Genomic DNA, 23,875 nt, shown 5'->3' with positions numbered 1-23,875 from the left:
TGAATTACATAATTGTGGAACTAAATCGGGAGCCCTCACATGAAAACATTGGTCGCATTCCTTCTCGGCACTGCGCTCGTCGCCCTGCCTTCGACGCTCTTTGCCCAGGAAAAGGGCGGCGTCATCAACGTTGCGACGATCGGTGAGCCGCCGACGCTCGATCCGATGTCGTCGACGGCCGATCTCGTCGGCATCGTCACGCAGCACATTTTCGAAACACTCTACACCTTCGACAAGAGCTGGAACGTCACGCCGCTTCTGGCCGAAAGCCTGCCTGAGATCAGCGCCGACGGCAAAACCTATACGATCAAGCTCAGGACCGGCATCAAGTTCCACGACAATACCGACATGACCTCGGAAGATGTCGTCGCCTCGCTCGGCCGCTGGATGAAGATCGCCTCGCGCGGCAAGCAGGTGGCCGGTTTCATCGACAAAGTCACCGCAGTCGATCCGGCGACCGTCACCATCACGCTGAAGCAGCCTTATGCGCCGCTGACCTCGCTGCTCGCCTTCAACAATTCGGCGGCGATCATCATCCCGTCAGAAAAGCAGGACGAGCCGATGAAGGAATTCATCGGCACCGGTCCCTATATGCTGAAGGAGCGCAAGGCCGACCAGTATATCCAGCTCGTTCGCTTCGACGGCTACAAGTCCCGCGAAGGCGACAGCAATGGTTATGGCGGCGCCCGCCATCAATATCTCGATGAGATCCGCTTCGTGCCGGTGCCCGATCCGAACACCCGCGTCGAGGCCGCTATTTCCGGCCAGTACGACTATGTCGACTCGATCCCTGTGGAATCCTACGACAAGCTGAAGGCCTCCACCGCCTCGCAGCCGATCATCCTGAAGCCCTTCGGTTATCCGGTCTTCGTCTTCAACACGGCCGATGGTATCAACAAGAATGTCGAGGTCCGCAAGGCGATCCGCCAGGCGCTCAGCATGGAAGACATGCTGGCCGCGGCTTTCGGCAGCAAGGATTTCTACGCGCTCGACGGCGCCATCTATCCGAAGACTTTTGCCTGGTCGACGGATGCCGGCGTCGAGGGCGCCTATAACGTCGCCGATCCGGAAGGGGCGGCGGCTGCCGCCAAGAAGGCCGGTTACAACGGCGAACCGATCCGCATCCTGACCAGCCGCCAATACGAGTTCCATTACAAGATGGCGCAGGTCGCCGCCGAATATCTGAAGCTTGCCGGCTTCACCGTCGATATGCAGGTTGTGGACTGGGCGACGCTGACGCAGCGCCGCACCGATCCGAAGCTCTGGGATATCTACATCACCCATAGCCCGTTCCTGCCGGAGCCGGCCCTCATCGGCTCGCTTTCGACCAGCTCGCCGGGCTGGTGGGATACGCCGGCCCGCAAGGCCGCCGTCGATGCCTTTACCTCGGAAGTCGATCCGAAGAAGCGTGTGGCGCTCTGGGCCGATGTCCAGAAGGCCGTCTATGCCGACGCACCCTTCATGAAGATCGGTGACTTCAACGCCGTTTCGGCAGAATCGACCAAGCTCGAAGGCGTCGATCCGGCTCCATGGCCGTATTTCTGGAATGCGTCGATCAAGAAGTAAGCATCGCCATCGGTACCGGCCATTCCTGACCGGTACCGGTCTTCTTTTTCGCAGCATCTGCAAAGGTTTGCTAGGCATTCATGATACGCTACATCCTCCAGCGCCTGTTCGGCATGATCGTCGTGATGTTTCTCGTCGTCACGATCGTCTTCGTCATCGTGCGCGTGACGCCGGGAGATCCGGCCGCCGTCATGCTCGGGCCGGATGCGACGCCGCAGGATATTGCCGACCTCAGATCCCGGCTCGGCCTCGATCAGTCTCTCGGCCTGCAATATGTCTATTATATCGGCCAGTTGCTGAAGGGCGATCTCGGCCAGTCAATCTTCCTCAACATGCCTGTCACCTCGGCCTTGCTCGACCGGGCCGAGCCGACCTTCTTCCTGACGCTGTTTTCGCTTGCTATTGCCAGCATCATCGCCTTGCCGATCGGCATCTATGCCGCCTATCGGCGCGGCTCCTTCGTCGACCAGGCGGCAACGACTCTTGCGATGTTTGCCGCCAGCATTCCAAGCTTTTGGCTCGGTCTTATCCTGATGCAGTTTTTCGCCGTCAGGCTCAATCTTTTCCCGGTTTCAGGCTATGGCGGTCCCGGCTCGACCTTCTTCGAGCGGATGTATCACCTGACGCTGCCCGCCTTTGCGCTCGGCATCGTCTCTTCGGCGCTGATCCTGCGATTCACTCGCGCCTCGATGCTCGATGTGCTTGGCGACGATTATATCCGCACGGCCCGCGCCAAGGGGCTGATCGAGCGCCGGGTGATCCTCAAGCACGCGCTGAAGAATGCGCTGATCCCGATCCTGACGGTGATCGGCCTGACGGCAGCGGTACTGATTTCGGGCGCCGTCGTCACCGAAACCGTCTTCGGCCTGCCGGGCGTCGGCAATCTCGTCGTCTCGGCGGTTCTGCGCCGCGATTATCCCGTCATCCAGGGGGCTCTGCTCGTCATCGCCGCGCTCTACGTGCTGATCAATTTTGCGATCGACATGCTTTATCTGCTGATCGATCCGAGGGTGCGCTACTGATGGCCGATATTGCAATCAAACCAGCCGAAGGCGAGGGCGAGGGCAGCAAATTCGCTAAGCGCCTGCTGAAGCGCAAGACGGTCGCCTGCGGCCTGGTGATCCTGACGATCTTCGTGCTTCTGGCGGTCTTCGCGCCTGTTGTCGCGCCCTATTCGCCGTCCAAGCTTTCCATCGTCAACCGGCTGAAGCCGCCGAGCGGCACCTTTTTCTTTGGCACCGACGAGTTCGGCCGAGACGTCTTCTCACGTACGATCTTCGCCGGCCGCCTGTCGCTGCTCGTCGGTGTTGCGGTCGTGACGCTCTCGGCCATCATCGGCGTGACGCTCGGCCTGCTTGCCGGCTTCTTCCAGAAGCTCGATACGCCGATCGCCCGGCTGATCGACGCGATGATGGCGTTTCCGGATATTCTGCTGGCGATCGCGCTCGTCGCCGCCCTCGGCCCATCGCTCACGACTGTTATCATCGCGCTGTCGATCGTCTATGCGCCGCGCCTTGCCCGCATCGTCCGCGCGTCGACACTGGTCATTCGCGAACTGCCCTATGTCGAGGCGGCAAGGGCGCTCGGCATTTCCACCTTCCATATCATGACGCGGCATGTGCTGCGCAATCTGCTGTCGCCGATCCTGGTGCAGGCGACCTTCCTCTTCGCCAGCGCGATGCTCGCCGAAGCCGGCCTGTCTTTCCTCGGCCTCGGCGTCAGCCCCGAAATCCCGACCTGGGGAACGATGATCGCCGCCGGCCGCCAGTATATCGGCCAGGCCGACTGGATGACGCTGTTTCCTGGCGTCGCCATCATTCTCTCCGTGCTGTCGCTGCAGATGGTCGGTGACGGCCTCAGGGACATGCTCGATCCAAGACTTCGCAAGGATCTTTAATCTGCCGACCAAGCGTCGGCCCAATCGAAATTCGCATGACAGGAGTTTGCGTGAATCAGTTTCCTACCGCCGCCGGCAAGGTCGAGAACTCGCCTTACGAACGGCTTGCCGCCCTCGGCATTACGCTTCCGCCGCCACCGCCGCCGATCGCCAATTTCGTGACGCACGTAGTCGAAGGCAACATGCTCTACCTCTCCGGTCAAGGACCGCGCGAGGCCGACGGCTTCATGCATGCCGGCAAGGTCGGCGCCGGCGTCAGTGTCGAAGCGGCCTACGGTCATGCGCGGCTGACCGGTATCAACCTGCTTGCAGTCATGCATGACGCGCTCGGCGATCTCACCCGGGTCAAGCGGGTGGTGAAACTGCTCGGCATGGTCAATGCCGTGCCTGAGTTCGAGGATCATCCGAGCGTCATCAACGGCTGCTCGGATCTGCTGATCGCAGTCTTCGGTCCGGCCGGCGAACATGCCCGCTCGGCCGTCGGCTTCGGCTCGCTGCCCGGCAACATCACCGTCGAGATCGAGGCGATCGTCGCCTTGCACGGCTGACGGGAGCTCGACACACTTGATCGACCGCCCCATGTTTCGTTTTTCGACCCAGAATCCTGGAGATCTCCATGTCCACTGATATCCGCCCGTCGCTCGGCCTGCGCCCTGTCATCAATGTATCGGGCACGATGACCAGCCTCGGCGCATCGATCGTCGTTCCCGAAGCGATCGAGGCGATGGCATCGATCCTGCCTCACTTCGTCGAGATCAACGATCTGCAGCGCAAAGCAAGTGGCGTCATCGCCCGCCTGACCGGCGGCGAGGCGGGCTTCGTCACCGCCTCCTGCTCGGCCGGCATTTCGCTCGCCGTCGCCGGCGCGATCACCGGCAACAATCTGCTGGCGATCGAGAGGTTGCCGGATGTCGTGCCGGAGAAGAACGAAGTGCTGGTGCAGATGGGCCATGTCGTCAGTTACGGCGCCCCGGTCGACCAGGCGATCCGGCTTGCCGGCGGCAAGGTCGTGCTTGTGGGGCAGGCGACCTCGACGCATCGCTTCCACATGGAAAACTCCATCACCGACAAGACCGCAGCCGCCGTCTATGTCGTCTCCCACCATGTCGTCGACTACGGCCTGTTGAACCTCAAGGAATTCGTCGAGATCGCCCATGCCAAGGGCGTGCCCGTGATCGTCGATGCGGCCTCGGAATATGACCTGCGGATCTTCCTGGAGCAGGGGGCCGATATCGCGCTCTACTCTGGCCACAAATTCCTCGGCGGCCCGACCTCGGGCATCGTTGCCGGCAGGAAGGAGCTGGTGCGCCACGCCTTCGTGCAGAACATGGGCATCGGTCGCGGCATGAAGGTCGGCAAGGAGAGCATCTTCGGCGTCATGGCAGCGCTCGAAGCCTGGGAAAACCGCGACCATGCCGGCATCCGGGAACGCGAGACCAGCTATCTCAACCTGTGGAAGCGCACGCTCGACGGCCGCCCGGGCCTCACCGCGCTGATCGAGCCCGATCCGACCCACAATCCGCTCGATCGGCTGCGCCTGATCGTCGATCCCGAGCAGGCGCATATCACCGCCTGGGATCTGGCCGATGCGCTTGCCAAGGGCAGCCCGCCGATCATCGTGCGCGATCACGAGGTGGAGCACCGCTATTTCTACCTCGACCCGTGCAATCTGCATCCGGGCGAGGAGACAATCGTCGCGGAGCGCCTGGCGCAGGAACTCGACAAGGCGCGCGCCTCCAACGAGATCATCGCAACGCCGATCGAAAACCGCAGCAGGCACCGCTTCGACGGTGTTCTGCGCTGGCCGGATTGATCCGCCGCTTACCCGTCGCAAGAGGAACCGCCATGGCCAGTGCCCAAACGCAACCGATCCAGACGACGACCGACGTTCTTTCCGTCGAAAGGCTGACGACGTCCTTCCTGGTGGACGGCGTCTGGAAGCCGGTCGTGCGCGACGTTTCCTTCACGGTGGCGCCAGCCGAGACGGTGGCGATCGTCGGCGAATCCGGCTCGGGCAAGAGCGTCACCTCTCTCTCGATCATGCGGCTGCTGCAGGCGGATACGAGCCGTGTCGAGGGCCGCGTCATGCTCGGCGGACGCGACCTTCTGGCGTTGCCGGAAAATGCCATGCGGCAGGTGCGCGGCAACGAGGTGGCGATGATCTTCCAGGAGCCGATGACATCGCTCAATCCGCTGTTCACCATCGGTGATCAGATTTCCGAAGCGCTGCTCTGCCATTCAGACATGAGCAGGGCCGATGCCAAAGCCGAGACGATAAGGCTGCTGGAAAAGGTCCGCATCCCCTCGGCCGCTTCGCGCTTCGGCGAATATCCGCATCGTTTCTCCGGCGGCATGCGCCAGCGGGTGATGATCGCCATGGCGCTCGCCAGCCGGCCGAAGCTGTTGATTGCCGACGAGCCGACAACGGCGCTCGACGTGACCATCCAGGGCCAGATCCTCGATCTCATCAAGATGCTGCAGGACGAGGAGGGGACCTCCGTTCTCTTCATCACCCATGATATGGGCGTCGTTGCCGAGATCGCCGACAGGACGGTGGTGATGTATCGCGGCGAACAGGTGGAAAGCGGCGCCACCGCCGATATCTTCCACCGTGGCAAACATCCCTATACCAGGGCGTTACTATCAGCCGTGCCGGTGCTCGGCTCGATGCAGGGCCGGCAACGGCCGCTGCGCTTCCCCGTGGTCAATACCGCGACGGGTGAATCCGACATTCCCGCCGAGGCCGCCGATACCGTCGCTGCGACGCCGGTCCTGCAGGTGAAGAACCTTACGAAGCGCTTCGACATTCATTCCGGTCTCTTCGGCCGGCTGACCAGCCGCGTGCACGCGGTCGAAAACGTCTCCTTCGATCTTCATGCCGGCGAGACGCTGTCGCTGGTCGGTGAATCCGGCTGCGGCAAATCGACGACCGGCCGCGCCATCATGCGGCTGATCGAACCGCAGGCCGGTTCCGTTCTCGTCGAGGGCAGGGAGGTGCTCGGCCTCGACAGGAAGGATCTGCGCGAGATGCGCAAATCCGTGCAGATGATCTTCCAGGATCCCTTTGCCAGCCTCAATCCGCGCATGACGGTCGGCGCTGCGATCGCCGAACCCTATCTCGAACACAGGATGGGCAATCCAAAACAGGCAAAAGACGTCGTCGCCGACCTGCTGGTGAAGGTCGGTCTATCGGCGGATATGGCCGCGCGTTATCCGCATGAATTTTCCGGCGGCCAGCGCCAGCGCATCTGCATTGCCCGCGCGCTTGCCTTGCGGCCGAAGGTCATCGTCGCCGATGAAAGCGTCTCGGCGCTCGACGTTTCGATCAAGGCACAGGTCATCAACCTGATGCTGGACCTGCAGCAGAGCCTCAACCTCGCCTTCCTGTTCATCTCGCACGACATGGCGGTCGTCGAGCGCGTCAGCCATCGTGTGGCGGTGATGTATCTCGGCGAGATCGTCGAGATCGGCCCACGGGCCGCGGTCTTCGAAAATCCGCAGCACCCCTATACGAAGAAACTCATTGCGGCAGTGCCCGTGCCCGATCCCGACCGTCGCCACGAAAAGCGGATGGTGGCAAACGACGAGATCAAGAGCCCGATGCGATCAGTCGACTATCAGCCCGCGAGCACTTCTTATCGCGAAGTCGGGCCGGGCCATCTGGTGATGGCCGATCGGTAAACTTGCCATCGCGTTTCGGATTTGGCGGGCACTATTCCATGGCCAGGATCATGTTGCGCACGACGGGGTAGATTTCCCCCTCCCAGCGGCGGCCATTGAAGACGCCGTAATGTCCGACATTGGCCTGAAGATGATGGCGCTTCAGATGCGGGCGCAGCGCCCGACAGAGATCGTGCGCGGCCGAGGTCTGGCCGAGGGCGCAGATATCGTCGCGCCCGCCCTCGACGGTCAAAAGCGCGGTGTTGCGGATCTGGCCCGGATCGACCTTGCGGCCATGGTGGGTCAAGTCGCCGGTTGCGAGTTCCGCTTTCTGGAAGACGCGTTCGATGGTCTCGATGTAGAATTCCTCGGTGAGGTCGAGCACGGCGAAATATTCGTCATAGAAATTCTTGATCTTGCCGGCCTCGGCGGTCTCACCCTTCGCCAGATGGTCGTAAAGCTTGCGATGAGCGTCCTGGTGGCGCTCCATGTTCATCGACATGAAGGCGACGAGCTGGAGGAAGCCGGGATAGACGCGCCGTCCGGCGCCCCGATAGCGCCAGGGAACAGCTGCGATCAACGAATTCTCGAACCAGGCGAGCGACTTCGACACCGCGAGTTCGTTGACTTTCGTCGGGCTTTCGCGCGGATCGATCGGCCCGGCCATCAGCGTCATGGTGCGTGGGGTGGCGGGATGCCGCTCTTCCGACATCACGGCAACGGCGGCCAGCGCCTGCACGCAGGGTTGGCAGACGGCGAGGATATGAGCACCCGGACCGATCTCCTCCAGGAAGCGGATGATATAGTCCACATAATCGTCCATGCCGAAACGCCCTGCCGACAGCGGCACGTCGCGGGCATTGGCCCAGTCGGTGATATAGACGTCGTGATCGCGCAGCAGGGTCTGCACGGTGCCGCGCAGGAGTGTGGCGAAATGACCGGAGAGCGGCGCGACGACCAGCACCCGCGGTCGCGGCGCGTCTGTTTCCGCCGCAAAGCGCAGCAGCGTGCCGAAGGGCATGTCGAGCACGGTCTCGACGGTGACGGGCGCTATGCGGTTGCCGATCATCGCCGAGGTGATGGCGAAGTCTGGACGTTCGTGGGTGATCTCGAAGCGTGAGATCATCTCCAGCGCAGCAGTGAAGTGCCGGCCCATACTGCCGACAGGTTCCCAGAACGCTGTCGCGGAGAAGATCTGCAGGCGCCGTGCCAGATCGCGCAGGGGCGCGATGAGATCATCCTGGAACTGATAGGCCTGATAGAGCATGGCCGAAATCTCCCGCACTGCCGCATCGATGCGGCGGTGCAAAAAATGCTAGTGGAATATGTCCTGCCATGCGAGAAGATTATCGAGGAAGAAGCAACATTGTCCGACAAGGATAGAGCCCGATGTCGCAAGCGGCACTGACGATTTCCTCGAAGAACTACTCCTCATGGTCTCTGCGCGGCTGGCTGCTGTGCCGGATGGCGGGGCTGGACTTCGCCGAAGTCCTTGTGGAGCTGGATGACGAGGCGCGCCAGGAACTGCTTCTGCTTTCACCGTCGGTTCTGGTGCCGAGGCTGACCCATGACGACGTGACGGTCTGGGACACGCTGGCTATCGCGGAATATCTCCACGAAGTGGCGCCCACAGCCGGGCTCTGGCCCGCCGAGCGCGCGGCGCGCGCCCGCTGCCGGTCGGTCTCGGGCGAGATGCATTCGGGTTTCCACAATCTGCGCTCGGCATTGCCGATGAACCTCAAGGCGCGGCATGCAAGCTTCAAGATATTCTCGGGCGCGCGGCCCGATGTCGAGCGCGTCAAGGCGATCTGGACCGAATGCCTCGAGGCAAACGGCGGGCCCTGGCTGTTCGGGACCGCGCCGACCGTGGCCGATGCGATGTACGCGCCGGTCTGCACCCGCTTTCGCACCTATGCGGTGGAGTTGGAGCCGCGGCTTGCAGCCTATGTCGAGACGGTGCTTTCCTGGCCGCTGATGGGCGAATGGACCGAAGGGGCGTTGGTCGAGCCGGACGAGATCGTCGAGCTGGAAGTCGAGTTCTGACGGAAACGGGGCCGGTCGGCTCCGCATCGATTTTCACGGTCGAATTAAGAGTTGCCTGGAAGGTGAGCGGCGCATAAAGCAGATGCAGTGCCAAATGCCGCGAAGCCTGGACCGATGAACAGAGATTATTATTCCAAACTCGGCGGATTGCCGCCGCAAACCGAACTGCTTTCCAGCAAGGCCGTTTTCACCACCGCCTATGCGGTCATCCCGCGCAGCGTCATGACCGACATCGTCACCAGCGTCCTTCCGCATTGGACGGGGACACGGGCATGGGTTCTCTCCAGGCCGCTCTCCGGTTTTTCCGAGACCTTCTCGCAATATGTGATGGAAGTTCAGCCAGGCGGCGGAAGCGATCGGCCGGAGCCTGACAAGCGGGCCGAAGCGGTTCTGTTCGTCGTCGAAGGCGAGATGGCCGTGGAACTCGACGGCGTCAGCCATGCGCTTCGCGCCGGTTCATTCGCCTATATTCCGGCGGGTTCGGTCTGGCGCCTGAAAAACGGCGGCTCGACTGCAGCAAAATTCCACTGGATTCGAAAGGCCTTTCAGGAGGTCGAAGGGCTGGAGCCACCACCGGCGATCGTCACGCATGAGGACGAACACGCCATCTCGGCGATGCCCGACACCGATGGACGCTGGGGGACGACCCGGTTCATCGATCCGGCCGATGTCCGCTACGACATGCATGTGAATATCGTGACTTTGGAGCCGGGCGCCGTGATCCCCTTCATGGAAACCCATGTCATGGAGCATGGTCTTTATGTACTGGAAGGCAAGGCCGTCTATCGGCTGAACCAGGATTGGGTCGAAGTCGAAGCCGGAGACTTCATGTGGCTGCGTTCTTTCTGCCCGCAGGCATGTTATGCCGGCGGCCCCGGCCGGTTCCGCTACCTGCTCTACAAGGACGTCAACCGTCACATGACGCTCTGGTAGGATCTATCGCAGAGGGACGATGAGGCTCGAAAGCGAACGTCTGATTTTGAGACCCTGGCGACCGCAGGATCGCAAACCCTTTGCCGCGATCAATGCCGAACCCGATGTCGTCAGATATCTCAATCATATGACCGACGAACAGTCGAATGCGATGCTCGACCGCATCGACCTTCACTTCGAGGATCATGGCTGGGGGTTCTGGGCGCTGGAGGAGAAGGCAAGCGGCGCGTTGATCGGCCTCTGCGGCCTCAACAATGTTTCGCCGGCTTTGCCGTTTGCCCCTGCAGTCGAAATCGGTTGGCGGCTTTCAGCGTCTCGCCACGGCGCCGGATACGCGCGCGAGGCCGCGGAACGGTCTCTCGACTTTGCGTTCAACGATCTGAAGCTTGACCGCATAGTCAGTTTCACTGTGCCCGCAAACAGCAATTCCTGGGGTTTGATGAGACGGCTGGGGATGAGCCAGATCGGTGAGTTCGATCATCCCAATTTGGCCGAAGGACATCCGTTGCGCCATCACGTGCTCTACGAACTGCGATCATCAAACGGTATTTGACCAACCCACGCGTCGACATCAACCGCGGGGATCGCGCTCATAATTACGCAACTTATAATTGTAAAAGTGGCGTAATCTATCTTATGGAACTTCTGCTTGGTTCGGGGTTGTACGTGACCAATGATCCTTTTCGTTGGTCCGGATTCCAAGGACGGATCCAGAAAGAAGGATGCGGCAGGACAAAGCGACATTAGAAAATGGCCTTTCGCCCTTTCAAATCAACCAGTTTTCGACCTGCAAAGCGCGGATACGCATGAACTTGCCCATGTTCGCCGTCACCAGAACTGCTCCGAGGGCAGAGGCGTGGGCGGCAATGAATAAGTCATTTGGACCGATAAGCTTGCCAGCAGCCTCCAGTTCACACCGGATGCCACCGTATTCAGCATCGGCGGGCAGATCCAGCGCAAGCACCGGTATGCTGCCAAGGATGGCTTCGATCTGTGCTAGAAGTTTCGGTGATCCCTTCTTGGCGCACCCGTAGCGCAACTCCGACGCCGTGATAATGCTGACGCAAATTGCATCGGGCCCAACCTCGGCGATGCGTCGGGTGATTGTGCCCATCGGGTTTCGAGCAAGCTCCGAGACGATATTGGTGTCCAGCATATAAAGCCTGCTCACAGGTCGATTTCCTTCACAGGAAGCAGGGTATCGTCGACATCAGGAAACTGATCTTCAGGACCAAGCGGCTCCAAACCAGCCAGAACTTCCAGGAGGTTCTTCCGGTGCACAGGCTCTATAATGAGCCGATCGCCGTCGCGGTGGATCATCACTCGGTCACCGGGTAGCTCAAAGTCAGCCGGGATTCGTACAGCCTGACTCTTGTTGTTTCTGAAAAGCTTGGCCTCCCGCTGGGGAATTGGCTCTTTATGTCGGGAATTGACCACGTCGGACTCCTATGTATATACACATGCATATACATAGCATCGGCGAAGATTTCAAGTAGGATCGAGGTCTTGTGACCTCCGCTGCTTTTGAAAAGGCTTGGCGCGGTTCGTGGTTGAGATTAGAAATCATCGAGTGAAATGGGATAACATCTCACAGAATCTATCTGAGGCCCGGAAGGTGCTGTGCTAACCACGTAACCCGATCTTTGCCGGAGTTTTATCGGTCAGGCCGTTCGTCCAAGGGTGGAAAGCGCATCCTGCAGTCTAAGCGCCGCCAGCGCCTCGGTTGCCTCATCCGAAGACCATCCCGCTTCCAGCGCCGCAGACAGGACCAGCGATTCCGTTTGAAGCTCAAGCTTCTCATAAAGCGGCTCGATGGCTTCGCGCGCTGTTACCACGTGCTGGTCTGGTGGGGTGATGGGTGTGGCGGCAACCGTAGGCATGAAATGCTCCTCCTATTGAACGCTAAGGTTCGAAACCCGTTCGGGGCATCCTTGTTCCATTCATATCGCCTTTTCGGTCTTCGAGCGGCGATGCGAAAGATGACGACGCCACATATGGCGAAATTTCCTCCATCGCAGGAACGCGCGAATGATGATTGTCGGCGGAATCTTCTTGTGGTCGCCGACAGTCCCCTGCCTGGTGATAGATGCGTTCGGGTCGAGCAGAAACGCGACCAACGTGCTTGCACTCTGCGCCTCTAGTTCGAGCTTGTCATCAGATAAATGCAGCCCCTGCTCGCCTTCGGCGAAGGTCTGCTGATCGACGACAATGGATCCGCCAAAGACATAGAAATAGAGGTCTCGGCCTTGTTTCTGCGGGAATTCCACCCGTACGCCCGCGTCCAGCCGCATGTCGAAGACGTCGATTGCGCTGCGGACATAGAAGGGGGCGCCCTCTCCTTCCGGCCCGACCAGGTGACGCCAGGCGTTTGCCGCGGCAGCTGGCATCGGCCCGTGCTGGATCTTCGGCTCCAGATCAACCGCATAAGGGCGAACGAGGATCTGCAGCATTCGCAGAGGCGGGTCGGATGCCAGCGTCTCTTCGGAATGCCAAAAGCTTGCTCCGGCATTCATCACCATCAGATGGTCACGGTCGATCACCAGCCGGCCAGCGGCTTTGTCGTCGTGACGCATGACGCCTTCGGGCACCCAGGAAATAATCTCGTCGTTGCTGTGCTCGTGCATGGCGATCAGGCGGCCAGGATCGAGGATCGATTCAACGACCATGGCGAGAGGGCCTTGGCCGTGATCGGTCGGCTTGGGCTTCAACCACCCCGGCATGTTGATGTGCGCGACGAAGCCTCCCATATTCCGCACCACGAATGTTCGTTCGCCCTTGAGCAGCATCGCATCCTCCATGCTTGCAAGGCAGTGACGCTGGGCCATTACCGCGCCGTGCGTCGTCAGCACGAGTCACGATCGGCGCGTTCGTCCAGGCATTACAAATCAATCACGATGTCGCCCTCAGGTTTTGCGCAGCAAATCAGCACATTGCCATCCGCCGGAGCATCGACGGGGTAAGGCCGGTAGCCGATATTTCCCTCCACAAGTCCGGTCTCGCAAGTGTGACAGACGCCGGTTCGGCACGACCATCGCACAGGCACATCGCAGGCCTCGGCCAGTTCGAGCAAGCTCTGGAATGTCGGCTCCCAGCGCACGTTGAGACCGGTGCGGGCAAATGACACCAGCGGCCCCGAGCCTGGGAGCCCGGCCGGCAAATGTGGCGGCCGGCGAGATGAAGCAGCTATACCGGGGGTCATCGCAGGACCGGCGCCAAACATCTCGGTGTGGATGCAATCAGGCGCGATGCCCAAGGCTGCAAGGCCGACGGTCAGATCGCTCATGAAGGTCGACGGTCCGCAGACATAGACGTCACAATCGCGCGGCAGGTTGAGCGACTTGAGCGCTTGCGCATCCAGATGGCCGCGAGCGTCGAAATCTACATCGGGCCGATCCTTGGGGTCGGGAGAGCTGTAGCAAATATGGCTGTGATGGTGAGCGAGCGCCTTCAGCAGCCCGCGCGCCTCCTCGGCAAACGGATGTTCCCGGCCATTGCGGGTTCCATATAACCACCAGACTTCCCGCCTCGATGCTTCGGCCGCCAAAACATGAAGCATCGCCAGCACCGGCGTCACTCCGATCCCGGCACTCATCAGAACAACCGGCCTATCGCCTGGCCGCAATATGAAACTGCCGCGTGCGGCACTTGCCTGCACGATGTCGCCAACCTGCAGCTCGTCGTCGATGTAGCCGCTGGCAGCGCCATGGGCCTCCCGCTTGATGCTGACGCGGTAGCGGGTGGCGCTGGGCTCGCCCGACAGTGAATAGCTGCGCATCAGCGCTGGCGCAGAAGCCCCTCCGAGCCGCAGCACTACGAACTGCCCGGGGAGTGCGGCGGCAACAGGTTGGCCATCCGCCGGTTCGAGCACGAGGGAAACCACGCTGCCGCTTTCGCGCACCTTGCGCGACACACGCAGCGGGCGGAACCCGCGCCATGCCGGAGGTGGGGCGGATGCGGCGGTCAGCCCGGCATTTCCTGTCGGCGCGCCCTGCTTCCGCTCCTGCTTGATCAGCGCCTGGAAAGAACGACGCCAGCCTGGGCTCAGCGCCGGGATGCGCAGCGCGCGCTCCAACTGATCGCGGGGGTGGCCCGGCATATAAAGCAGCGCGTTGATCTCGAAAACGCTCATGCCTTCAGGCCCGGACGCCACTTTCGTGATCTCGTTGCCGGCCTGCACTTCCCCTTCCTCCAGCACACGGAAATAGAAACCGGGTCGACCGTGTTTGACCACCAGCGCGGCCATCTCCGGCTCGTCCATGCGTATGCCGAGCCGGTAGCAGGTGACGCGCGGTTGCGTCACTTCGAACAAAGCGCCGCCGATCCGAAAACGGTCTCCAATGCAGACCTCTGCGTCGGGCAGGCCATCGACGGTGAAATTCTCGCCGAACTGCCCGTAGACGAAGTCGTCTCGGCGCAATTGCTCCTGCCAGTACCGATAGGAAACGATTTGATAGACAAAGACTGCGCGGCGTTCGCCGCCGTGGCCAGCCAGGTCGCCTTGTCCATCGCCGTCAACGTTCAGGCGCCGCACCATACGCGGGCCGTCGACCGGCGTCTTCCAAATGGCCGTGTTGACAATCTTGCCTTGCCACGTGACGTCGCGCGGCAGGCCCACATTGACCGAAAGCAAGTGTACCATGACATTTCTCCCGAATGATGCTCACCGCAATTTCGAGATCGACGGAGGATGGCTACAGCGTCAATCTCAGCTCGAGATAGTGTTCGGTCAACGTCGTCAAGGTGAAGGCTCTGTTGAGGCCGCTCGGATTTGGCAACAGCCAGACGGCGGCGCCGGCAAATGTCTCGGGTTGCCGACCCCATTCAACATCGGCTCGAAGACTGATCGCCGCGTATGCCGCCTTTCCGAGAAAGGCCAGATTGGCCGGCGCAAACTTTCGTATCTTGTTTTCCAGGACAGGCGCGGCGCTCAGATAATCCTGCCTCTTGAGCTCGCTTGCGCTTTTCGTCGGACGTGAAACCGCCGATGTCAGACCACAGCCATATTGCAGCAGCTCGCGCTCTTCATCCGCCCGCAGCAGACGCGGTGTAAATCCAGCCAGATGCAACACGCGCCAAAAACGGTTGCTCGGGTTCGAGAAATTATGCCCGTCGCGAACGGCCGACAGAGCCGGATTCAATCCGCAGAAAACCGCGGAAAGGCCAGGTACGAGGATTTCCGACAATCCGGCTTTCGGCATCGTAGAGGCATCTGGACCATCGAGATCCGCGGACGCGGCATCATCTTGCATTGTAGGACGTCGCTCGAATTTAGTCTGTCAAATACACCAACCATGTGTCGATCGGACGGTGCTAATCATCTTGCTGAAAATGTCGATGAATGGCCTTAGTTGCAATTTGAAAAATATCGGGCGCAATCGATTCTTTGACAGGATCCGTAATGACCACCGAAGCAGCGCGTAATTCGCATCCCATCTACTTCATCGGAGCTTTTGCCACGGGTGGGCTCCTGACTTTCATGGTGCACCTCAATGGGGAATTGGCCCGTTATGGGAATCCCCTGTTCTCATCTTGGACCGCACACGGCACGGGCATCATCGCAGCCGTCATTCTTCTCCTGGTGGTCCACCGCCGGCGCAGGCCGAGGGTAGAAAAAGCCCCCAACGCGCCTTGGTGGGCTTACTTCGGTGGGATATCCGGTGCGGCAACGGTCATTCTGACCTCGACTGCGGTCAACTCACCGCTCGGGCTCTCCGGCACCTTGGCTTTGGGTTTGGCAGGCCAGGTCGCCTTCAGCGTCGCGGCCGACAGCTGGGGACTGTTCGGTCTGCCAAAGCGGCATCCAGATAGACGAGACATCGCCGCGCTCGGCTTGGTCGTCATGGGTGCTGCACTCATCATCCTGTTTGGGCGAGGTGCGGCGTGACGGTGTTCATTCTCCTGGCTTGCCTGGGCGGTGTGCTCGTTGGCCTCAGTCGTCAGCTCAATGGGCGGTTGAGCATATCCACCACGCCGTTGATCGCATCCTTCTGGAATCATGCCATAGGCTTTGCTGCCCTCACCTGCCTTGGTCTCTTTGTCGGAGGTCTGCTTCCTGCGGGCGCTGCCGAGGCGCCTTGGTACGCCTATCTGGGTGGTTCCATCGGCGTTATTTTCGTGGCGGCGGGCAGTTGGGTCATTGCTCGAATAGGTGCGGTTAATTCAGCTCTGCTGATCATCGGTGGCCAGATGGTAACAGGGGTGGCGTTTGATTATATCAGCGCCGTTCCAGCGTCATTTTGGGCGAACGCGACCGGAATTATTCTCATCGTCGGCGGAATGATGGGCAGCCGGCGACGACGCAAAGTCGACGGCTCGCAATAGCCAAGCGCTGCGCTGCCATTCGGGTGCCATCGCCGTCCGGGCAATTTCATCAGCCGGTCGCAAGCCACGGGGACGGACGGCGGAAACGGCTCCCCGCCGCATCTGCTCTTTCATTCAGCCCTTAGTCGCCGGGCCACATTCATAAGCATCCTGTCGGCGCTCCTTGCGCCGAACAAGGAAAGCGAAACGTTTCCCGTGCAATTGACAATTGGAAAAGCCAATTGCGGGCAGCCGCTAAGGCCCGAGAGACACAGAAGCTTGATGCAGGCGGCACGAAATGCGGCGAAGCTTTCCGGTTCGGCATCGCGCGTGGGCGGGTTCATGGCCAAGGTCGGAAGAGCGACAATCACATTTTCGCACAGCAATCGGTCGATCTGCCGGGAAAAGAGCGCGGCGATCCTGCGTGCCTCGCGCACCTCCTCGTCGTCCAGGCGAGATCCTGACAGAAGACGCGCAGCAATATCGGGCGCAATGGCTTCAGGGCTCCGCTCGAAGAGTAGTTGATTGCTTTCCCAGGCTTCCCTTTGGAGGATGGTGATGAACGCCAAAGCAAGATCGGCGAGGCTGAACGAGGCGATAGTATCGGTCCTGCGAATAGGCATGTCCGCTGATCGAAGGCTGGCGATCATCTCGTCGGCGACCGCGTCGTCAATGGTTTGGAAGATATCCTCGGGAATGAGAATAGATGATGGTTGGTCATTTGCCGCGGGCACGCCGACGGCGCTCATCACCGTGGCCATTGGGTCCAGGCTTCTCGTCATGAAGCCCGGCACATCGAAGTTTGGCGCCAGCGGACGCAGTGCCCCGTTGTCGAGGCTTCCGTGTGTCGGCCGCCAGCCAATGAGGCCGTTGACGGCGGCGGGCAGCCGGATGGAGCCGGACGTGTCTGTTCCAAGCCCGATATCCGCGAGGCCAGCGGCAACCGCAACGGCTGAGCCAGATGACGATCCGCCGGGAATGAGATTGGGATCGCGCGGATTGATAGGCATGCCGAAATGGATGTTGCCGCCGATCAGGGAATAGGCGAGCTCATCCGTATTGGTTTTGCCGACGAAGCAGACGCCGGCATCGAGCAGCGTTTGGACCAGAGGTGCAGTCGATGGCTTGATGCCGGAGGCCGCGAGTACCGTGGCATTGCCGGCCGCTGTGGGATAGCCGGCAACGTCGAAAAGGTCCTTGACCGCCAGGCGAAGGCCGGAAAGCGGACCGATGGCCGCGTGCCCGACATCTGCATCCGGATAGGGCATGAATGCATTCCACCGATCCTGCATTTGCCGCGGCGCCCTAGATCTTCAAATGTTGCAGCACACGGCCGCGGCTATCTGGACCATTGAGGCTTTCGTCTTCGATCGCCCCGAGTTTGAGAATGGCCCAGCGGTCGGCCACCGAAAGGGCGAAATCCAGGTTCTGTTCGACCAGCAGGATGGTCGTGCCGCGCTTTTCGCGATCGTCCCTTAATGCTTTGGCGATGTTCTGAACGACGGAGGGCTGCAGGCCTTCGGAGATTTCGTCGATCAGCAGCAGTTTTGGCCGCAGCATCAACGCCCGCGCCAGGATCAGCATTTTCTGCTCCCCGCCCGACAGGGTGCCGGCCTTCTGCGCCAGCCGGTCCTTCAGGAAAGGGAAATAACCGTAGACCCGCTCCAGGGCGGATGCCAGATCCCGGTCGCCTTTGAGCGCGAGGCGCAGATTGTCGCGGATGGAGAGATCCTGAAACAACGGCAATTCCTGCGGGGCATAGCCGATTCCGGAAGCGATCAGCTCTGCGGGTTTCCTGTCGGTGATAACAGCGCCGTCGACCTCGACCATGCCTTTGCCGACACGCAGGAAGCCAAGGATCGTCTTCAGCAGTGTCGTTTTGCCCATGCCGTTCTTGCCCATGAGGGCGAAGATCTCGCCCGGCCGGATGGCGAGCGACACGCCATTGACGACATCGACCGCGCCATATCCGCTCGATACGCCACTGAGCTTGAGTTTGAACGCGTCAGCCATGGGCGCCTCCTGCGTAGATGGTGCGAACCGTTTCGGAATTGACCACGTCATTCACCGTGCCGTCGAGAACGAGCTTGCCCTGGTGGAGAACCACGATGCGGCTCGATATGTCGCGCACGAAATCCAGGTCGTGTTCGACCAGGATGGCCGCGAAACCCATCTCGTCCGTCAGTTTCTTGAGGATGGTGCCGATGGTCATGCGCTCGGTCTTGGTAAGACCCGCAGTCGGCTCGTCGAGAAGAATGATGCGTGGTTCCAGAGCGACGACCATTGCCAGTTCGAGGGCCTGCCTTTGACCGTGCGACAGCAGCGACACCGGCTTGTCCAGCATGTCAGCCATGCCGGTGAGCGTCAGGATCTCGGCCGCAGCGGCCGGCAGCATGATCTCGGTGAGCGATCGCATCGGGTCGGGTTTCTCGCGGCTGAAACGCGCCATCTTCAGGCATTCGCCGATGGTCATGCTGTCGAAGATGCTGGCGACCTGGAATTTTCGGCCGACGCCGAGGGCGACGATCCGTTCGGGTGCACGACCGGCGATATTCGTGCCGATGATGTCCACTTGACCTTCGATCTGCTGGGTACCGTCCGACAGACAACGCATCAGCGTGGTCTTGCCGGCGCCGTTGGGGCCGACCAGGCTGACGAGTTCTCCGGCGCCGATTTCAAGGTCGATGCCCTTGAGGACGGAGAAGCTGCCATAGGACTTGCCGAGACCGCGGATCGACAGAAGGCTTTTGCTTGCCAACGCACCATCCTTTGCGACGATGCGCGTCGGCAAGGATTTCAGAGTGCTGTTTGAGTTTGTGGATTGCAGGAAACGCGTCACCAGGGAGGCGAGGCCGCCCGGCAAAAGGATGATCATGGCGACGAAGAGCGCGCCGATGATCAGTTGCCACAGGAAGGGCAGATCGCCCGAAAGGCTGGCGCTCAGATAATCGATGCCAATTGCGCCGAACAAGGGTCCGATAATCGTTCCCCGGCCACCGAGCGCCGTCCAGACGACGAGTTCGGTTCCGAATACGAAGCCGGTGTTCTCAGGCGCGACGACACCGGACGCATTGGCGTAGAGGAATCCCGCCAAGCCGCATACGCCAGCCAGAACGCCCGTCAGGACAATCTTCAGCCGAGCTGGGTTCATGCCAAGATAAGCGATGCGCGCTTCGTTGTCGCGGATTGCCCCGAGCAGACGGCCGGCGTCCGACCGGACAAAGATTATTGCAAGAACGGCCAAGACCAGCAGGCACGCGCCCGACAAGCGGAAATAGCCGGGAAGCCCGAGCGGGAGAGTTTCGTAACCGACGAGGCCGCTCGAGGAACCGGTCCAGGTGCCGCCCGAAAAGATGAGCTGTGTGACGACGATCGGCACGACGAGCGAGATCACGGTGGCATAGAGCGGTGTTGATCCGTGATAGAACGACAGCCAGCCGACCGCGAGGCCAAGCACGAGCGGAACGAGCACGGCGGCGACAAGGGCGATGACGAAAAGCGCCGGGCTTGAACCGATATGAGTGAGAACCATGGCGGTGGCATAGGCGCCTACGCCAAAGAATGCCGCCTGCCCGAAGGTGAGAACACCCGTATAGCCCCACAGCAAGTCGACGGTGATCGCCAGCATGGCGTAGATCATCGAACGCGTCAGTACGTTGAGGCTGAAGCGGCCGAGAAACATAGGTCCGAAGACGATCAGCAGGAGGGCTGCGAGAGCCAGCGCCAGAAGAAGGACAAGCCGGAGTTTTTGTCTATTAGGCACGGGCAAATCCTTTCGGACGGATGCGCAATGTGATTGCGCAGAGGACGGCCACGGTGATGCCGCCGAGGATCGGACTGAAATAGGTGCTGACGAGCACCTGAGCGGCCCCGAAGATGAGGCAGGCGACAGCAAGCGCGGTGAAAGAAGAGCCTGCGACCATCACCAGCATGAAGGCGCCCGTCAGCCAGGCGACCCCCATATTGGGATCGACGCTGGTCAGCGGTGCGAGCAGCACGCCGGCAAGGGCGGCAAGGCCGGTGCCAATCATGAAGGTCGCAAGACGCACCTTTTCGGTATCGATACCGAGTCCGCGCGCCAGCGTTTCGTTCATGATGACTGCGCGGGCGGAAAGACCAAGCCTTGTCCCATCGAGTAGCAAGGTGAAGCCGAGACCGAGACCGATCGCCGCGACAATGGCGAAAAGACGGTAGGCCGAGTAGCCGGTGCCGAAGAGATCGAAGGTGCCGGGCAGCAGCGCTGGCGTGAACTGCACGTCGCGGCCAAACCAGAGCGTGATCAGCTGGCCGATGACGATGCCAAGGCCCCAGGTTGCAAGAATGGCGTCGAGCGGGCGGCGGTAGAGAGGCCGCACGATGAACCGTTCGGCAACACCGCCGAGGACCGCGCCAACCAGAAACGCGAAGGGAATGGCAAGCCACGGATTGAGGCCGAACCCGCTGACGACGACAGCGCAGTAAGCCCCGATGGTCAGCCATGCGCCATGCGCGAAATTGATGATCTTCAGCACACCGAAGATCGCAAGCAGCCCGGCGGCAACAATGAAGAGAATGGCCGCAGTGCTGACGATATCGAGAGAGAGCGTCATTTCTAGAACTCCGATGCTTGAGGCGGGGCGCCCTGCCCCGCCACGCTGGTTTCAGAGATTCGGGCACTGATCGCCTGGATCGACGTCCTTGAAGCTATCGACGACTGCAACGCTGCCGTCGTCCTTTACCTGGCCAAGATACATCGTCAGCGGTGCGTGGTGCTGCTTGTTCATGGAGATCTTGCCGCGCGGACCGGTGAAGGATACGTCAGGAAGGGCTTTGAGCACGTCCGCCGTATCGGTGCTGCCGGCCTTCTCGACGGCTGCCTTGTAAAGGTAGATCGCTTCATATTGCGGCACGGAAAGATCGTTCGGCGTGCGCAGTTCCTTGCCGAACTTCTTGTCCATGGCCGAGAGAAAAGCCTTGTTTTCCGGGCTGTCGATGCCGGTGACGTAGGATGCGGAAAGGAAGATGTCCTTGGCGTCAGCGCCCATGCTCTTGGCGGTGCCTTCGTCGACCGCGAGGTTGCCGTAAGGCAGGGTGACGCCAGACGAGCGCAATTGCTTGGTCAAGGTCACGTTCGGTGCGCCGCCGGCCGTCGAGGTGATGATGGCGTCGGCGCCGGAGGACTTGACCTTGGAGATGATGGCCGTCCAGTCGCTGCCGTCCATTGGCAGATATTCCTCGCCGACGATCTGAGCGCCGGCTTTTTCGATATAGCCCTTGGCGAAGGTCAGCATGCCGCGTCCAAAGGCATAATCCGAACCGATCAGGAGGAACTTCCTTGCGCCCTGTTTGCTGATGAAATTGTCGACGACGGGCGGCACCTGCTGTTCCGGAACCCAGGCATCGACGAAAAGATTGGCGTTGCAGGATTTGCCTTCGTAGAAGGATGTGTAGATGTATGGCACGTCACCCTTGGAAATGATCGGCAGGCCGGCATTGCGCGCAGCACTCGTCTCCATGGAGATGATAACGTTCACCTCCTTCTGGAAAACCAGGGAGTCGAAGGCCTTTTGGGCGCCGGCCGCCCCTGATGCATCGTCGGCGATCTCAAGCTCCAACGGCCGCCCGAGCACGCCGCCTTTGGCATTGATTTCTTCGACGGCGAGCTCCGCAGCTTGGACGACGGACGGCGCGACCACGCTGTTTGCGCCTGACAGCCCCACCGGCACGCCGATCTTGATCGGATCCTCGGCGAAAGCTGCGGTGGCGAATGCGGCAGATGCCAGCGTAAGGATTATGGTTTTCATTTGCATTTTGTTCCCCTTTCTTGAGTGGGTTGATATTACCCGTAGACATCGGCTCGGCGGTCGCCGAGCAGATGATTGAAGCTGTTGAGCGTGCGGGTTTCCGTCACGCTCGACAGATCGATTTGCGCAAGGAGGATTTCCTCGCGATCGGCACTGGCCGGACCAGATATCGGCCAGCCCTGCGGGCCGACGATAAGGCTGCGGCCGATGAAGGACTGGCCGCGCTCGACGCCAATCCGGTCGGCGCAGGCGATGTAGAGACCATTGGTGTGGGCGGCCGCCTTATGGAGGATATTGGCCATCGGCTCGGGAACGCTTTCCGCACCGGCCATCGGGACCCAGTTGGTGGGCACGCAGATCAGCTCGGCGCCGGCTAGCGCCAACTGACGAAACGTTTCCGGAAACCAGCCGTCGTAGCAGATGGCGATGCCGATACGGCCGAAAGGCAGGTCGAATACCGGCAGTCCGAGATCGCCTTTTCTGAAAAGACGGTTTTCGTTGTTCCACAGATGAAGCTTGCGGTATTTGCCGATATATCCCTCGGGACCGCAAAGAAGAGCGCTGTTGTAAAACCGGTCGCCATCCTGCTCGGCAACGCCGCTGACGATGTAAAGGCCAAGCTCCTCGGCAAGGCGGCAGAGCATCTCGGCACTCGCGCCGCCGGGTACCGGGCCGGCCAATGCGGCAACCTCGTCGCCGTCACGGAAGGTATAGCCGCTATCGGCGAGTTCCGGCAGAACGACGATCTCCGCGCCTTGGGCCTTCGCCGCCTTCGCCAGCCGCTCGATAGCCGCGAGATTACCGGCGCGATCACCGACGATCGGTTCGAACTGGACGGTTGCGACGGTTACCGTCCGTGCGGTTGAGGTCTTGACGTTCAATCTTGTCTCCAAACGCAAAGAACCTCTGGCACGGAATTCAATCCGTGAACCAGAGGCTACATAGCCATGATGTGAATGCGGCAGCCCTGCCGCTGAGCAAACCTGCTCGTTGTCTTTAGGCTTGCACGAAAGAATGTGACCGTCAAGCTGCTTCAGCAGGCATTTTCAGGGGTGCAAGGGTTGGCGACCTAAGGTTGAGTTTTTGCGCCGATGGAAAGTCCGAGGCTTTTCATGGTGTCTTGTGCGGCAATAATGGATTCGGCGATCGTCGCCATCGGAACGCGCTTTGACGTCGCCTGATCTCGCAAGAGTTTATAGGCTGCCGCCTCGTCGAGACCATTCATGACCCGCAGCGCCGAAACGGCTTTTTCGACCAGCCGGCGACTTTTCAAGGTTTCCTCGAGTTTCTGCACCTTGCCGGCGAGCCTTTTTTCGTAGCTCTGCCGATAGCGTGCAAGCGCAAATTGCGTCAGGATGCCAAGCGGCCGCAGCGGTTTGCTGATAACGCCGTGGGCGTTGAGATCGATGATCGCCTGGAGGGCTGTCGGGCTCTCATATGTGACGATGGCGATGATCGCCGTTTGCTGGAGGTCGATGATCTCAAGCGCGTGCTCGACATGCACATCCTCGACATGCAGGAAGACGGTGTCTACGTCGGGAGGCAGGGCTGGCGGAAGCGGCCATGTCGCCCGGACCTCGCAGCCAAGGCGTTTAAGGTGGGCGATCAGCACGTCGCCGTCCTCGTCGCGCGGATGGACGACCAGAACGCGTGCACGCCGCAGATCCTGAACGATCCTGCTCGGTCCCGCCAT

The 23,875-nt window shown here is 60.7% G+C and carries 25 protein-coding genes; 11 read left to right on the top strand and 14 right to left on the bottom strand.

Annotated features, from left to right (window positions below):
- Window positions 1–39: 39 nt before the first annotated feature.
- The 6 genes from AC1D2N_RS05535 (at window position 40) to AC1D2N_RS05510 (ending at window position 7,144) form a co-directional block, all read left to right on the top strand.
- Window positions 40–1,566, top strand: a complete 1,527-nt coding sequence (locus AC1D2N_RS05535; RefSeq protein ID WP_130653909.1) for an ABC transporter substrate-binding protein — start codon at window positions 40–42, stop codon at window positions 1,564–1,566.
- A gap of 80 nt (window positions 1,567–1,646) precedes the next feature.
- Window positions 1,647–2,588: an ABC transporter permease gene (locus tag AC1D2N_RS05530; RefSeq protein WP_018246589.1), complete on the top strand. Its 942-nt coding sequence runs from the start codon at window positions 1,647–1,649 to the stop codon at window positions 2,586–2,588.
- Window positions 2,588–3,463, top strand: coding sequence for an ABC transporter permease (locus tag AC1D2N_RS05525; RefSeq protein WP_130653908.1), 876 nt, complete (start codon window positions 2,588–2,590; stop codon window positions 3,461–3,463). The genes AC1D2N_RS05530 and AC1D2N_RS05525 overlap by 1 nt, the downstream gene beginning before the upstream one ends.
- A gap of 35 nt (window positions 3,464–3,498) precedes the next feature.
- Window positions 3,499–4,011 (top strand): RidA family protein, encoded by a 513-nt coding sequence (locus AC1D2N_RS05520; RefSeq protein ID WP_130653907.1) that lies wholly within the window; start codon window positions 3,499–3,501, stop codon window positions 4,009–4,011.
- A gap of 68 nt (window positions 4,012–4,079) precedes the next feature.
- A complete protein-coding gene (locus tag AC1D2N_RS05515) occupies window positions 4,080–5,276 on the top strand; it encodes an aminotransferase class V-fold PLP-dependent enzyme (RefSeq protein WP_130653906.1) in 1,197 nt (398 codons plus the stop codon).
- 32 nt (window positions 5,277–5,308) lie between these two features.
- Window positions 5,309–7,144, top strand: coding sequence for an ABC transporter ATP-binding protein (locus AC1D2N_RS05510; protein ID WP_130653905.1), 1,836 nt, complete (start codon window positions 5,309–5,311; stop codon window positions 7,142–7,144).
- Window positions 7,145–7,175: 31 nt separating this feature from the next.
- Here the strand turns inward: AC1D2N_RS05510 and AC1D2N_RS05505 are convergent, their stop codons facing one another.
- Window positions 7,176–8,390, bottom strand: coding sequence for a polyhydroxyalkanoate depolymerase (locus AC1D2N_RS05505; protein WP_130653904.1), 1,215 nt, complete (start codon window positions 8,388–8,390; stop codon window positions 7,176–7,178).
- A 122-nt stretch (window positions 8,391–8,512) separates the two neighbouring features.
- On the opposite strand from AC1D2N_RS05505, the gene AC1D2N_RS05500 reads away from it, so the two are divergent.
- The 3 genes from AC1D2N_RS05500 (at window position 8,513) to AC1D2N_RS05490 (ending at window position 10,652) form a co-directional block, all read left to right on the top strand.
- On the top strand, window positions 8,513–9,166 hold the full coding sequence (locus AC1D2N_RS05500; RefSeq protein ID WP_130653903.1) for a glutathione S-transferase: 654 nt from the start codon (window positions 8,513–8,515) through the stop codon (window positions 9,164–9,166).
- Between the two features lie 114 nt (window positions 9,167–9,280).
- The gene (locus AC1D2N_RS05495; protein WP_130653902.1) at window positions 9,281–10,099 is read left to right on the top strand and encodes a bifunctional allantoicase/(S)-ureidoglycine aminohydrolase; all 819 of its coding nucleotides are present in this window, start codon (window positions 9,281–9,283) and stop codon (window positions 10,097–10,099) included.
- A 19-nt stretch (window positions 10,100–10,118) separates the two neighbouring features.
- Window positions 10,119–10,652, top strand: a complete 534-nt coding sequence (locus AC1D2N_RS05490) for a GNAT family N-acetyltransferase (RefSeq protein WP_130653901.1) — start codon at window positions 10,119–10,121, stop codon at window positions 10,650–10,652.
- A 213-nt stretch (window positions 10,653–10,865) separates the two neighbouring features.
- Here the strand turns inward: AC1D2N_RS05490 and AC1D2N_RS05485 are convergent, their stop codons facing one another.
- The 6 genes from AC1D2N_RS05485 to mug all read right to left on the bottom strand — a co-directional run bounded on the left by AC1D2N_RS05485 (window position 10,866) and on the right by mug (window position 15,348).
- On the bottom strand, window positions 10,866–11,270 hold the full coding sequence (locus tag AC1D2N_RS05485) for a type II toxin-antitoxin system VapC family toxin (RefSeq protein WP_130653900.1): 405 nt from the start codon (window positions 11,268–11,270) through the stop codon (window positions 10,866–10,868).
- A complete protein-coding gene (locus AC1D2N_RS05480; RefSeq protein ID WP_130653899.1) occupies window positions 11,267–11,536 on the bottom strand; it encodes an antitoxin in 270 nt (89 codons plus the stop codon). The genes AC1D2N_RS05485 and AC1D2N_RS05480 overlap by 4 nt, the downstream gene beginning before the upstream one ends.
- A gap of 224 nt (window positions 11,537–11,760) precedes the next feature.
- On the bottom strand, window positions 11,761–11,979 hold the full coding sequence (locus AC1D2N_RS05475) for a hypothetical protein (protein WP_003547964.1): 219 nt from the start codon (window positions 11,977–11,979) through the stop codon (window positions 11,761–11,763).
- Window positions 11,980–12,039: 60 nt separating this feature from the next.
- Complete coding sequence (locus AC1D2N_RS05470; RefSeq protein WP_130653962.1) at window positions 12,040–12,885, bottom strand: pirin family protein; 846 nt, start codon at window positions 12,883–12,885, stop codon at window positions 12,040–12,042.
- A 92-nt stretch (window positions 12,886–12,977) separates the two neighbouring features.
- Window positions 12,978–14,738, bottom strand: coding sequence for an MOSC and FAD-binding oxidoreductase domain-containing protein (locus tag AC1D2N_RS05465; RefSeq protein ID WP_130653898.1), 1,761 nt, complete (start codon window positions 14,736–14,738; stop codon window positions 12,978–12,980).
- 52 nt (window positions 14,739–14,790) lie between these two features.
- Window positions 14,791–15,348, bottom strand: coding sequence for a G/U mismatch-specific DNA glycosylase (gene mug / locus AC1D2N_RS05460; protein WP_112908686.1), 558 nt, complete (start codon window positions 15,346–15,348; stop codon window positions 14,791–14,793).
- Between the two features lie 149 nt (window positions 15,349–15,497).
- On the opposite strand from mug, the gene AC1D2N_RS05455 reads away from it, so the two are divergent.
- Window positions 15,498–15,983 carry a DMT family transporter gene (locus AC1D2N_RS05455; RefSeq protein ID WP_112908687.1) on the top strand — a complete coding sequence of 162 codons (486 nt, stop codon included), beginning with the start codon at window positions 15,498–15,500 and terminating at the stop codon, window positions 15,981–15,983.
- Complete coding sequence (locus tag AC1D2N_RS05450; RefSeq protein ID WP_130653897.1) at window positions 15,980–16,420, top strand: DMT family transporter; 441 nt, start codon at window positions 15,980–15,982, stop codon at window positions 16,418–16,420. Before AC1D2N_RS05455 ends, AC1D2N_RS05450 begins: the two co-directional genes overlap by 4 nt.
- Before the next feature lie 110 nt (window positions 16,421–16,530).
- Here the strand turns inward: AC1D2N_RS05450 and AC1D2N_RS05445 are convergent, their stop codons facing one another.
- The 7 genes from AC1D2N_RS05445 to AC1D2N_RS05415 all read right to left on the bottom strand — a co-directional run bounded on the left by AC1D2N_RS05445 (window position 16,531) and on the right by AC1D2N_RS05415 (window position 23,875).
- Window positions 16,531–17,691, bottom strand: coding sequence for an amidase family protein (locus AC1D2N_RS05445; protein ID WP_130653896.1), 1,161 nt, complete (start codon window positions 17,689–17,691; stop codon window positions 16,531–16,533).
- A 13-nt stretch (window positions 17,692–17,704) separates the two neighbouring features.
- Window positions 17,705–18,412: an ABC transporter ATP-binding protein gene (locus AC1D2N_RS05440; RefSeq protein ID WP_130653895.1), complete on the bottom strand. Its 708-nt coding sequence runs from the start codon at window positions 18,410–18,412 to the stop codon at window positions 17,705–17,707.
- Window positions 18,405–20,162, bottom strand: a complete 1,758-nt coding sequence (locus AC1D2N_RS05435) for a branched-chain amino acid ABC transporter ATP-binding protein/permease (RefSeq protein WP_245484512.1) — start codon at window positions 20,160–20,162, stop codon at window positions 18,405–18,407. The genes AC1D2N_RS05440 and AC1D2N_RS05435 overlap by 8 nt, the downstream gene beginning before the upstream one ends.
- A complete protein-coding gene (locus AC1D2N_RS05430) occupies window positions 20,155–20,988 on the bottom strand; it encodes a branched-chain amino acid ABC transporter permease (protein WP_112908692.1) in 834 nt (277 codons plus the stop codon). Before AC1D2N_RS05430 ends, AC1D2N_RS05435 begins: the two co-directional genes overlap by 8 nt.
- 51 nt (window positions 20,989–21,039) lie before the next feature.
- The gene (locus AC1D2N_RS05425) at window positions 21,040–22,188 is read right to left on the bottom strand and encodes a substrate-binding protein (protein WP_130653893.1); all 1,149 of its coding nucleotides are present in this window, start codon (window positions 22,186–22,188) and stop codon (window positions 21,040–21,042) included.
- Window positions 22,189–22,217: 29 nt separating this feature from the next.
- Window positions 22,218–23,063: a nitrilase family protein gene (locus AC1D2N_RS05420; RefSeq protein ID WP_112908694.1), complete on the bottom strand. Its 846-nt coding sequence runs from the start codon at window positions 23,061–23,063 to the stop codon at window positions 22,218–22,220.
- Window positions 23,064–23,251: 188 nt separating this feature from the next.
- Window positions 23,252–23,875, bottom strand: a complete 624-nt coding sequence (locus AC1D2N_RS05415; protein WP_112908695.1) for an ANTAR domain-containing response regulator — start codon at window positions 23,873–23,875, stop codon at window positions 23,252–23,254.

This window comes from Rhizobium sp. P1_B8, from assembly GCF_056406515.1.
Note: the sequence above shows the minus strand (reverse complement) of the source record. Positions and strands in the feature narration are given on the sequence as shown.

Coding starts and splice junctions, on each gene's coding strand:
- AC1D2N_RS05445 (WP_130653896.1), bottom strand. CDS start 17,691: ATGCAGGATCGGTGGAATGCATTCATGCCCTATCCGGATGCAGATGTC.
- AC1D2N_RS05510 (WP_130653905.1), top strand. CDS start 5,309: ATGGCCAGTGCCCAAACGCAACCGATCCAGACGACGACCGACGTTCTT.
- AC1D2N_RS05430 (WP_112908692.1), bottom strand. CDS start 20,988: ATGACGCTCTCTCTCGATATCGTCAGCACTGCGGCCATTCTCTTCATT.
- AC1D2N_RS05535 (WP_130653909.1), top strand. CDS start 40: ATGAAAACATTGGTCGCATTCCTTCTCGGCACTGCGCTCGTCGCCCTG.
- AC1D2N_RS05415 (WP_112908695.1), bottom strand. CDS start 23,875: ATGGCGGGACCGAGCAGGATCGTTCAGGATCTGCGGCGTGCACGCGTT.
- mug (WP_112908686.1), bottom strand. CDS start 15,348: ATGCAAGATGATGCCGCGTCCGCGGATCTCGATGGTCCAGATGCCTCT.
- AC1D2N_RS05490 (WP_130653901.1), top strand. CDS start 10,119: ATGAGGCTCGAAAGCGAACGTCTGATTTTGAGACCCTGGCGACCGCAG.
- AC1D2N_RS05475 (WP_003547964.1), bottom strand. CDS start 11,979: ATGCCTACGGTTGCCGCCACACCCATCACCCCACCAGACCAGCACGTG.
- AC1D2N_RS05500 (WP_130653903.1), top strand. CDS start 8,513: ATGTCGCAAGCGGCACTGACGATTTCCTCGAAGAACTACTCCTCATGG.
- AC1D2N_RS05525 (WP_130653908.1), top strand. CDS start 2,588: ATGGCCGATATTGCAATCAAACCAGCCGAAGGCGAGGGCGAGGGCAGC.
- AC1D2N_RS05495 (WP_130653902.1), top strand. CDS start 9,281: ATGAACAGAGATTATTATTCCAAACTCGGCGGATTGCCGCCGCAAACC.
- AC1D2N_RS05505 (WP_130653904.1), bottom strand. CDS start 8,390: ATGCTCTATCAGGCCTATCAGTTCCAGGATGATCTCATCGCGCCCCTG.
- AC1D2N_RS05455 (WP_112908687.1), top strand. CDS start 15,498: ATGACCACCGAAGCAGCGCGTAATTCGCATCCCATCTACTTCATCGGA.
- AC1D2N_RS05520 (WP_130653907.1), top strand. CDS start 3,499: ATGACAGGAGTTTGCGTGAATCAGTTTCCTACCGCCGCCGGCAAGGTC.
- AC1D2N_RS05465 (WP_130653898.1), bottom strand. CDS start 14,738: ATGGTACACTTGCTTTCGGTCAATGTGGGCCTGCCGCGCGACGTCACG.
- AC1D2N_RS05470 (WP_130653962.1), bottom strand. CDS start 12,885: ATGCTGCTCAAGGGCGAACGAACATTCGTGGTGCGGAATATGGGAGGC.
- AC1D2N_RS05440 (WP_130653895.1), bottom strand. CDS start 18,412: ATGGCTGACGCGTTCAAACTCAAGCTCAGTGGCGTATCGAGCGGATAT.
- AC1D2N_RS05425 (WP_130653893.1), bottom strand. CDS start 22,188: ATGCAAATGAAAACCATAATCCTTACGCTGGCATCTGCCGCATTCGCC.
- AC1D2N_RS05515 (WP_130653906.1), top strand. CDS start 4,080: ATGTCCACTGATATCCGCCCGTCGCTCGGCCTGCGCCCTGTCATCAAT.
- AC1D2N_RS05530 (WP_018246589.1), top strand. CDS start 1,647: ATGATACGCTACATCCTCCAGCGCCTGTTCGGCATGATCGTCGTGATG.